Source organism: bacterium (assembly GCA_030697645.1).
GTDB lineage: Bacteria > Patescibacteriota > Minisyncoccia > Phycocordibacterales > VMGT01 > JAUYPI01.
The window spans coordinates 22799-32490 of record JAUYPI010000017.1; the positions used below are offsets into that span (position 1 = coordinate 22799).

Consider the following 9692-nt stretch of genomic DNA (forward strand, 5'->3'; position numbering starts at 1 on the left):
GCAATTTCATGCGCCTTCATAGGCTTTTTTTCTGTATAGTCCTCATTTCGGAATATATAAGGCGTTGATTCAAAATAAATTGAACATCTTGCGCTCTCTGCACATCCATATATCGCTCGTGCTCAATCGCGAAATCCTCACCGTATCTCGATACGATTCGGATTCGCTCATTCCGCGCCAAACGATATCTGAATATGCAAAAAACGCAATTGTGTCCAATTGATTTTGAATCAACGCCTAATTATCAAAGAACGTGTACGCAGAAAAAACTCTCGAAACGCGCTACGCCTCGGGCGTCACCGAGACTGCCCTCGAGCGCGCTTCCACTCTTCTGCTACAATTACGCTTCAGAGACTTATTCTGAATTATAAGCCCTCTTTAAATCCCTGCAAACACAATATGTGGATAACTCGCGACGTATTAGAGACAAAAGTCTCTACGCAACGGAGTTTCTTCCCATGTGCGACACGCCATGTAGTAAAGCGCTGAGGCAATTCCAAATGGGCCGCGAAGCGCAAGGCTTTATCTCACTTCACTGCAGAGTACGATTACGCTCGCACAGCCACTTTTAAAAGTCAACGGTTGACAAGATAAAAAATGCGACGAGCGATTACAATCTAGTTACTGGTCACTGGTAACAACGCTAGTGGGAGCTGCGAACCGTCCTTCAAAGTATAGCGGCTCCACCGCCGTGCTCCTTCTCGGTGCAACACTCCCTTTTCGACAAGGATAATGAGCTCCCGTTGCGCTGTCTTCCCACTATATTGAGGAAGTAGTCTCGCCACGTCTTTTACCGTCACCCTCCCCCTCGCGCGCACGAGGTCAAGAATTACCGAGCGGCGCTGATCTGCCTCCTCTAAAAAACGCGTCCGCCTCGCCACATTGCCTCCGATATCCGCTATTCCAGGCCGTGGTTGAGGCGCGCTTCGATGATTTTGCGTCCCTTGGAGAATGGTGCTCCGCTTTCCGGTCTCTGCCGCTGAGCCCTTTCCGTCGCGAGCGAACGATGGGATACTATGCTTCCTTGACAAGACGGCGGCACGTGAAGAACCCGGCTGCTGCAGCAGAGGAGAGAGCGCTATCTCGTCGCAACTCTCGCCGAGCGAAGGTGCTCTGAGCAATTCCTCTGTCTCCGCCCGGATTTTTTCTACGCTGGCCACAGGCGTACCTCGGAAGAGTTGTATCAGACGCTCGATCTCCTGCGTCACCAGTTCGACGTTCCTCCCGGAGAGAGTACGGCCGCGAACCAAGACCTCCAAGTAGGAGCACGCAAGTCGCGCGCACCGCTCGATCGCTACCCCTGAGTCAGTGCCAGATCCGGTGCTGGCGACCCCCCTGTCGAAAAAGGACACCGCCATCTCGAGGATTTCTGACCCAAGAGCGCGCAGCCGCCACTTGAGCGGCTCTTGGTCCGATAAAAGACCCGACATGAGATAAATCGCCGAGACGATCGCTTCTGTCTTTTTAAATAGAAAAAGTCCTTGCGAATTGTTCTCAAGCATATCTGGCATAGTAATTTTGGTATTTTATATTATGTCTTTTATATGTCCTTTATATGCTACTCTACAAAATACATATGTCCTTTATGTATGTCTATTTGTCAAAATTACCAAAAAGACACACAGTAAGCAAGCGAGTGTCCTTTTGCATCACACTTGCACCAAGCAATAAGCAACACGCAGCAAGCACGATCCTGACGTGTCCGTGCATCGTGCGTCCTGTGTTTTCCGTCGAAGATGCAGGGTGCTTACTGCTTGCTGCACGTCCTTACGATTTCTCGAGATGAGGAAACGCAACCTGTGTGCTAATCTATGTAAAGGCAAAAGCTACTACCATTTCGGTTATGTCAAAAGACTCCAAAAAACAAAAACGCCCGCGTCGGGAAAAAGAGGAGCGCGACTACGACGAGACGGAAGAGGAGCTTCCCGAGCCGCAGAGCCTCAGCCACGAGACGATCTATCACGCTGTCGCGATTGCACTCGCAGGGACAGCTGCTTTTCTCTTGCTTGCGGCACTCGGCAAAGCGGGGCCCGTCGGCGACTCGACGTACCGACTGCTCTCGCATTTCCTCGGCGTCGGCTACTACCTCATCCCCCTAGGTGCGATCGGTGTGGCGACCGCCTTTTTTCGCACCACGCAAGCCGCGCTTACGCCGCTGCGCCTCGTCGGCGCATTCGTTTTCTTTCTCGCGGGACTCGCGCTGATCGAACTCCTCGCAGAGACCCGGGGAGGAGTCGTCGGCGGACTCTTCGCGCGGACGTTGAGCCAGCTCTTTGAGCGTCTGGCGAGCATCGTGCTGCTTGTAGCGCTCATAGCAATCACGCTTCTCGTACTCTTCGATACGCACCTCCCCACCGGGCGCATTGCCGCTCTCGTGCGTGCGATCAAAGAGCGAAAGAAAAAGGGCGAGTCTTCCTCTGAAGACTCGTACACTGTCTCCGGGCTTGACGCCGAGCATCTGAAGTCGAGCGAGGGCGAAGGTGCGCTCTCCGAGAAACGATCCCCCATCACGGGATCGAGCAGCGATCCATCTATCACCCCGTCTTCCCCGCCTGCCTCTCCGGAAGGAGAAGGTGCAAAAACGAGCACGGAGGCTGAGTCAACCGCTCCCGGCAAACAAGGCGCCCCGCGCCCTGCTTCGATCCCGCGCCGCCGGGAAGCAGCGCCGACAGAACCGGATATAGAACTCCGCACGCTCGTCGCGACCGGTCGCTACATCCCGCCGCCGGTCTCCCTCCTTGAGGGTGATCGCGGCAAACCCGGCGTCGGCGATATCAAGGCGAACACGAACATCATCAAACGCACGCTCTCAAATTTCGGCATCACGGTCGAAATTGAAGAAGTTTCAATCGGCCCGACGGTCACCCGCTATGCGCTGAAACCCGCCGAGGGCGTCAAACTCTCGCGCATCGTCGGTCTCAAAAACGAGCTCTCGCTCGCTCTTGCGGCGCATCCGATTAGGATCGAGGCGCCGATTCCGGGCAAATCGCAGGTCGGCATCGAGCTTCCGAACACGGCAAAAACCACCGTCGGTCTCGCGCACCTCGTCGACACCGAGGAATTCAGCAACTCGGACAAACCGCTCCTCGTCGTCCTCGGCAAGAGCATTACCGGCAAAGCGCATTATGCGAGCCTTACAAAAATGCCGCACCTCCTCATAGCGGGCGCGACCGGCTCCGGGAAGTCGGTCGCGATCCACGCGCTCGTGACCTCGCTCCTCTATCGCAACGCTCCTGAGCATCTCCGGATCATACTCATAGACCCAAAGCGAGTTGAACTCACGCTCTATAACACTATTCCCCACCTCCTCACCCCGGTCGTCACGAATGCGCGTCAAGCAATCCTCTCATTGCGCTGGGCGGCGAAGGAGATGGATCGGCGTTACGACGTGCTTGAAGCAGAGAAGGTGCGCGACATCGAGTCGTACCACAAAAACATCGTCGCACCTGCCTATGCTGGTGCGGCGGAGGTCGACGCCGCGAGCGAGGAGAGCGTCGGCATCCCTGACACCCCCGCGCTCCCCGAGCGCATGCCCTATATCGCCATCGTGATAGACGAGCTTGCCGACATCATGGCCGCCTATCCGCGAGAGCTTGAAGCCGCGATCGTGCGCCTCGCACAGATGAGCCGCGCCGTCGGCATCCACCTCGTGCTCTCGACGCAGCGGCCGAGCGTCAATGTAATCACTGGCCTCATCAAGGCCAACATCCCGACGCGGATCGCCTTCCAGGTCGCCTCGCAGATAGACTCGCGCACCATACTCGACAGCGGCGGCGCCGAGACCCTCCTTGGCGCCGGCGATATGCTCTACCTTGCAGGGGACATGGCGAAACCACAGCGCCTCCAGTCCGCCTTTATCTCCGAGACGGAAGTCAAAAAAGTGGTGGGCCACGTCGCGGCGAACTACGATGCGCTGCCGCCGGAGCACATCGTGCTCACGAGCGAAAACGCTGACTCGTATGGCTCGGTCGCGCTCCCGCTCGATGAGGATGGCGGCGACGATGACCTGCTCTACGAGCAGGCGCGAGAGGTCGTGATGCGCGCAGACAAGGCCTCAACGTCCCTCCTCCAGAGACGCCTCCGCGTTGGCTACGCGCGCGCCGCGCGTCTCGTCGACATGCTCGAGGAGCGCGGCGTCGTCGGCCCGGCGGATGGATCGAAGCCGAGGGACATATTGGTGCGGGAAGGCAACGAAAGCGCGGATGAGAGAGAGCGCGGTGAAGTATGAGACTAAAATTTTCAATTATCAATTTTCAATTTTCAATAAATTTTCAATGTTCCAATGACTCAATGATGGACGACGTCGTGTTTGAAAATTGTGTCATTGCAAAATTGATTGAAAATTGAAAATTGTAAAATTGAAAATTCAAAGTAGGTATGAAAAATTTCTATCGGTCTCCCTTTCGGCTCCGAACGCTGCTCAACGCCGCCCTCCTCCTCCTCGCCGGCGGCGCGCTGCTTGTGTACGCCGCAGTTGAAGCGCATGCGTATCTTGCCGGTATCACGATCGCGGTACGCACGCCGGAGAACGGCGCGACGGTCCGTGAGCCCCTGATTACTGTCGCAGGCGAGATTGCAAACGCCGCATTCATCACACTAAACGGCCGCGAGCTCCTCACCGATGAGGGCGGCCAATTCGAAGAGAGCATCCTCGTCTCCCCGGGCTACAACCTTTTCACCGTTGCGGCAGAAGACAAGTTTGGTAGGATGAAAGAGAAAAAACTCGAAATCATCTACCGACCCTGAGAATATGAAAAACGAAGCCGCAACCGCACAGGTGCTCTCGAATTTCTTCGCCGATGGAGCAAAGATCGTTTTCGGCTCGATGGTCGTTGGCGTACTCATCCAAAACGGTAATGTGCCCGCCCCGACGACAACAATCATTTCTGGTAGCGTCTTGACCATATTCTTCCTGATAGTTGCGGTGCATCTACAGAAAAAAGGGTAGCCGAACATGCATCTATGAATCTGCTTACATTCTATATCGCAGCAAGCATCATCGCGCTCATGGGCATCATGTGGCTTATTATTAGTGATCGAAAAAAATAACTATGGACTCAAACACTTCGCAAACCATAATCCTGTTTGTTTTGCTCGCCATAAACGCCATTGCCATTGTCTACTACACGCGCAAGCACCCGGAAGCACTCCGATAAAAAAATATGAACTCCAAGACACCTCCACATGCCGGCTTCGGCTCGCTCGGGTTTCTCGTTGCGGTCGGCGTCGCGCTTGCTCTGTTCGCGGCGCTCGTGATCGCGCGGCCGTGGCAAACAACAACCCCGAAAGTCGTACCCGAAATCCGGCCACCATCAGAAAAAAACATGCGCCCTACCTCTGCTCCACAACCGCCCGTTGTTGGGCAACCGACCTACGCAACCCCAAGCACAGCAGCCGTTCAAATTCCAACAAACGACCAATCCTGCACTCTCGATACAGATTGTGTTATTGTCTCAACCATCTGCAGCACGTGCGAATGTGGCATGCCGGTAAATAAAATGCACGAGCAGAAATATGTTGATGTATGGAAAGTCCAATGTAAGAATTATCACGGTGGCATATGCGATTATTTATGCCGCACGCCATTTGCAAAATGCCTCAGCGGTAAATGTGTATTGAGTGAGTCGCCGTAATGCGATCCAATTGATTTTTGAGCATCTCGGTGTATAGTTTTCCTATGCACGCACCAAAACTTCCCATCATCGACATCAAAAAGTACGGCGGCAAACAGATTGCAATCGCGAACGGTAAGATTGTCGCTGCGGGCAAAAATTCCGTTGAGGCGTTCACAAAGGCCCGGCAGAATCTTCCAGAAAAGACATGGAGACAGATCTGCTCGTCAGCGTCCCGAAAGGACTGACGGTCGTATAGCTAAAATAAAAACCATGACGCAAACAACCCTCTACGACAAAATTTCCGATCTCGAAACGCAACTCCAGGAATTAAAATTGGAGGCATATTTTTCGTTGCCCGAGAAAAAACGTACTGGCGGACGATACTCCGAAACAACGCTCCTTGATGCTGTAAAAAAAACGCGCCGGAATATGTGGAACAAACGATATACAAAAAAGATTGCGCGTGTTCGTTGACACAAGCGCTCTGCTCGCAGGCCTCAACTCACCGAGCGGCGCCGCCGGTGCGATGCTTGCAGCGCTCTTCGCCGATAAACAACTGTTCAAAATCATCCTCTCAAATCAAGTTATCGAGGAAGCGGAACGTAACATACGCCTCAAATTTCCACTACTCACTGACGCGTGGCTCTCATTCATGCTGCATGCACCTCTCGTCGCTCCGGACGCAACCATCGCCGAAATACGCACAGCGTTTGAGGTAATAGGCACCGATGACGCGCCGATTTTGGCAAGCGCCATCAAAGCATGCGCTGACGTCCTCGTCACCTGGAATACGCGAGACTTCATGAAAGAAAAGGTGTTGCAAGCAAACCCATTTCCCATACTCACACCGGGAAATTTTTTGAAACAGTTTGTACGAAAAACATGAGCTCCAGAACACCTTGTATGGGATAATAAAGAAAAGTTGTCAGTGATTGATTGGTGGAATAAGTATGGGCCATACACTCCAGAAAGGAATTCTGTGGCCTTACGCCAAGTACTTTTTCTGTCAAGAATAAGGTTGTGGACGATGTAGACGGCATTTATATTGGAGGGTCAGAGGGAGTTTTAACGAACTATTTCATTTTACCTGCACCTGGTAACAAAATATTGGAGATAAATCTAATGATACTTAATAGCAAGCAGATTCTCTCCACCTTCAAATTCATAAAATCATCGTAACCATAATTCATGCTTCTTGATTCATAATTCTTAGCTACCACCATGCCCAAAAAACCTGACGACAACAAAAACGAGCAAGCGCCGGGCCCAGCCTCCGCCAAAGGCTTCGGCGGGCAAGCAGCCACGAACACCGCGATTGACGAGAGCATCCGGCAAATCAAGACGAAGTTCGGCGAGGAGGCTGCTCGGCAACTACAGCGGGTAACGGAAAAAATCGTTGCAGAGTATCAACCGGAGAAAATAATCCTGTTCGGCTCGTGGGCCTGGGGCGTACCACATGAGTGGAGCGATCTCGATCTGTTTATCGTAAAAGATTCTCCAAAAAAACGTCGGGAGCGAGAATATGAACTGCGAATGAAACTGTTCGGCAACAAGTTTCCACCCATGGACTTGCTCATCTACACGCCGGAAGAGATGGAAAAACGCGTCCACATAGGAGACTTCTTCGTGAATGACATCCTCGACCGCGGCACCGTGCTCTATGAAAAAACATAAACTCTCGGAACAAGAATTGCAGACTGAAGAATGGGTCAAGCGGGCGACCGACGATGAACTCACCGCTCGCTCAATCCTCAAACACCGCGACGCGCCGCCGATGCCGGTCTGCTTTTTCTCACAGCAACTTGCCGAGAAATATCTCAAAGCGTTCCTGGTGCACCAGAGCCGGTGGTACCCGAAAATTCACCCGCTTGATGTGCTGCTCGAGCACTGCCGAGACCTCGATGCGGAATTTGCGAAGCTCAAAGAAGACTGCCTCTTCCTCACGTCGTTCTACCGCGACACGCGGTACCCAGCTGATACGCCAGACTACGATTGGAATGAGTGTGAAGCGGCGTTCGCAGCGGCGATTCGCGTGAAAGAATTCGTGCAAGAAAAACTCAAAATACTCACCTACAGCGCTGAAGCAGATCGCGGCTTCGGCGCGCTCGGGTTTCTCGTGGTGACCGGCGGCGCGCTTGCTCTGTTCGCGGCACTGATGATCGCGCGACCGTGGAGCGCGACTCCGCAACAGACGTATCCAATTTCCGATGAGACAATCGGCGCACCAACAGGCCCGACAGACGCGACTGATTCCTACGACCGACTGTGTGAATTAACCGGCGGCACGGCCGTATCCTGCCCGGAAAATCCTCCGCCAAACGCGGGGATGTGTCTACAATGTATGTGTCCCGAAGGAACATCATGGCAACCGGCCCGTGGCGGATGCATGCATGACGCGGAGTCCAGTCCTCTAAACTCCAATGTCCAACCACCCGACGCAAACACTCTCTCGTCAATCGACACCTCAGACTGGAAGACGTATCGTAATGAGGAGTATGGGTTTGAGTTTCAATATCCATCTACATGGAGCATTCGAACAGATGGCATTAATGATTTATCGCTCTTGCGTCCCGGAATGAAACTACCCAGCAAAGAGAACTTACCCTCACACGATGGTGTTTATTGGGGAGACATTCTAATTGATATATTCTCGAACCCAGATAATCTTTCCATCGAAGAGTATTTGAGCAAACCGGGGAACACATGGAAGCCCTTCGATCAAAATTTACCATTTGATCAGATCGCTATAAAAAATGGTGGTGAAATTTTTATATTTAGAAACATTCCTGGATTCTTCATATCAAGCTTTGCGTATATAAAGGGAAAACGCCCAATAATAGAAATTGCTGATATAGACATAGAAGATGAGTTCCGAGAGGAAATTTTTAATCACATTCTCTCCACTTTCAAATTCATAAAATCATCGTAACCATAATTCATGCTTCTTGATTCATAATTCTTAGCCACCACCATGCCCAAAAAACCTGACGACAACAAAACCGAAAAAGCGTCGGGCGCCGCGAGCGCCACGAACACCGCGATTGACGACGCGATACGGCAGATCAAGACCAAGTTCGGCGAGGAGGCGATTATGAAGCTCGGCGACCAGCCGAAGGTTGGCGTTGACGCGATCCCCACCGGCTCGATCGGGCTCGACTACGCGCTTGGCATCGGCGGCATCCCGCGCGGCAGGATTATCGAAATCTTTGGCCCAGAAAGTTCCGGGAAGACCTCCTTGGCGCTTCACATCGTCGCCGAGGCGCAGAAAAAGGGCGGCGTGTGCGCGTTCATTGACGCCGAGCACGCGCTCGACCCGGAGTATTCAAAAAAACTCGGCGTGAAGACTGCGGAGCTCTTGATCTCCCAGCCGGACACCGGCGAGCAGGCGCTCGAGATCACCGAGTCCCTCGTGCGCTCGGGGAAAATTGACGTCGTCGTCATTGACTCCGTCGCGGCACTCACGCCAAAAGACGAGATCGAAGGCGAGATGGGCGCGCAACACATGGGAAAGCAAGCTCGCCTCATGAGCCAGGCGCTGCGCAAGCTCACGGCAATCGTCGCAAAGAGCAAAACCGTCGTCATTTTCATCAACCAAATCCGGATGCAGATCGGGGTCCAGTGGGGAAATCCCGAAACCACTCCGGGCGGCAAAGCGCTCAAATTTTACACCTCGGTGCGACTCGACATCCGCCGCATCGCGCAAATTAAGAAAGGCGAGGAAGTCGTCGGCGGGAGAGTGCGGGTCAAAGTAGTGAAAAACAAAGTCGCGCCGCCGTTCCGCTCCACCGAGTTCGACCTCCTCTACGGTGAGGGCATCGCTCGCGAGGGAGAGCTCCTCGCGCTTGGAGAGAAGTACAAGCTGATTGAGAAATCCGGCGCCTCCTACAGCTACGGCGAGCACAAACTCGGCCGCGGCTACGACGCCGCCCGCACCTTCCTCAAAGACAATCCCAAGGTCGCGGCCGACCTCCTCAAGCAAATCCGCGGTGCGATGACGAGACTGGAGACTGGTAACTAGTCACGAGTAACTGGGGGCTACGACGTGCGGATAGAAACGCGCCGCTCTGGCTTTGCCAG

The 9692-nt window shown here is 53.4% G+C and carries 10 protein-coding genes; 9 read left to right on the forward strand and 1 reads right to left on the reverse strand.

The features are described 5' to 3' along the window. Positions 1–617: 617 nt before the first annotated feature. Positions 618–1511, reverse strand: coding sequence for a DeoR family transcriptional regulator (locus tag Q8R39_04170; protein ID MDP3735594.1), 894 nt, complete (start codon positions 1509–1511; stop codon positions 618–620). Between the two features lie 332 nt (positions 1512–1843). Here Q8R39_04170 and Q8R39_04175 point away from each other — a divergent pair, with 332 nt between their 5' ends. The 9 genes from Q8R39_04175 (at position 1844) to recA (ending at position 9633) form a co-directional block, all read left to right on the forward strand. Further along, positions 1844–4228, forward strand: a complete 2385-nt coding sequence (locus Q8R39_04175; GenBank protein ID MDP3735595.1) for a DNA translocase FtsK 4TM domain-containing protein — start codon at positions 1844–1846, stop codon at positions 4226–4228. A gap of 149 nt (positions 4229–4377) precedes the next feature. Continuing rightward, positions 4378–4746 (forward strand): hypothetical protein, encoded by a 369-nt coding sequence (locus tag Q8R39_04180; protein MDP3735596.1) that lies wholly within the window; start codon positions 4378–4380, stop codon positions 4744–4746. Positions 4747–4750: 4 nt separating this feature from the next. After that, positions 4751–4948: a hypothetical protein gene (locus tag Q8R39_04185; protein ID MDP3735597.1), complete on the forward strand. Its 198-nt coding sequence runs from the start codon at positions 4751–4753 to the stop codon at positions 4946–4948. 214 nt (positions 4949–5162) lie between these two features. Next, entirely contained in the window at positions 5163–5633 is a 471-nt protein-coding gene (locus tag Q8R39_04190; protein ID MDP3735598.1) for a hypothetical protein, read from the forward strand. A 44-nt stretch (positions 5634–5677) separates the two neighbouring features. Further along, complete coding sequence (locus Q8R39_04195; GenBank protein ID MDP3735599.1) at positions 5678–5860, forward strand: DUF5678 domain-containing protein; 183 nt, start codon at positions 5678–5680, stop codon at positions 5858–5860. 218 nt (positions 5861–6078) lie between these two features. Then, positions 6079–6501 (forward strand): type II toxin-antitoxin system VapC family toxin, encoded by a 423-nt coding sequence (locus Q8R39_04200; protein ID MDP3735600.1) that lies wholly within the window; start codon positions 6079–6081, stop codon positions 6499–6501. 335 nt (positions 6502–6836) lie between these two features. Beyond that, complete coding sequence (locus tag Q8R39_04205) at positions 6837–7289, forward strand: nucleotidyltransferase domain-containing protein (protein ID MDP3735601.1); 453 nt, start codon at positions 6837–6839, stop codon at positions 7287–7289. Continuing rightward, on the forward strand, positions 7276–8544 hold the full coding sequence (locus tag Q8R39_04210) for a HEPN domain-containing protein (GenBank protein MDP3735602.1): 1269 nt from the start codon (positions 7276–7278) through the stop codon (positions 8542–8544). Before Q8R39_04205 ends, Q8R39_04210 begins: the two co-directional genes overlap by 14 nt. Positions 8545–8586: 42 nt before the next feature. After that, the gene (gene recA, locus Q8R39_04215) at positions 8587–9633 is read left to right on the forward strand and encodes a recombinase RecA (protein ID MDP3735603.1); all 1047 of its coding nucleotides are present in this window, start codon (positions 8587–8589) and stop codon (positions 9631–9633) included. Positions 9634–9692 lie beyond the last annotated feature (59 nt).

Excerpts from the sequence above, each read along its gene's own strand:
- Q8R39_04170 (MDP3735594.1), bottom strand. The coding sequence starts at position 1,511 with ATGCCAGATATGCTTGAGAACAATTCGCAAGGACTTTTTCTATTTAAA.
- Q8R39_04175 (MDP3735595.1), top strand. The coding sequence starts at position 1,844 with ATGTCAAAAGACTCCAAAAAACAAAAACGCCCGCGTCGGGAAAAAGAG.
- Q8R39_04180 (MDP3735596.1), top strand. The coding sequence starts at position 4,378 with ATGAAAAATTTCTATCGGTCTCCCTTTCGGCTCCGAACGCTGCTCAAC.
- Q8R39_04185 (MDP3735597.1), top strand. The coding sequence starts at position 4,751 with ATGAAAAACGAAGCCGCAACCGCACAGGTGCTCTCGAATTTCTTCGCC.
- Q8R39_04190 (MDP3735598.1), top strand. The coding sequence starts at position 5,163 with ATGAACTCCAAGACACCTCCACATGCCGGCTTCGGCTCGCTCGGGTTT.
- Q8R39_04195 (MDP3735599.1), top strand. The coding sequence starts at position 5,678 with ATGCACGCACCAAAACTTCCCATCATCGACATCAAAAAGTACGGCGGC.
- Q8R39_04205 (MDP3735601.1), top strand. The coding sequence starts at position 6,837 with ATGCCCAAAAAACCTGACGACAACAAAAACGAGCAAGCGCCGGGCCCA.
- Q8R39_04210 (MDP3735602.1), top strand. The coding sequence starts at position 7,276 with ATGAAAAAACATAAACTCTCGGAACAAGAATTGCAGACTGAAGAATGG.
- recA (MDP3735603.1), top strand. The coding sequence starts at position 8,587 with ATGCCCAAAAAACCTGACGACAACAAAACCGAAAAAGCGTCGGGCGCC.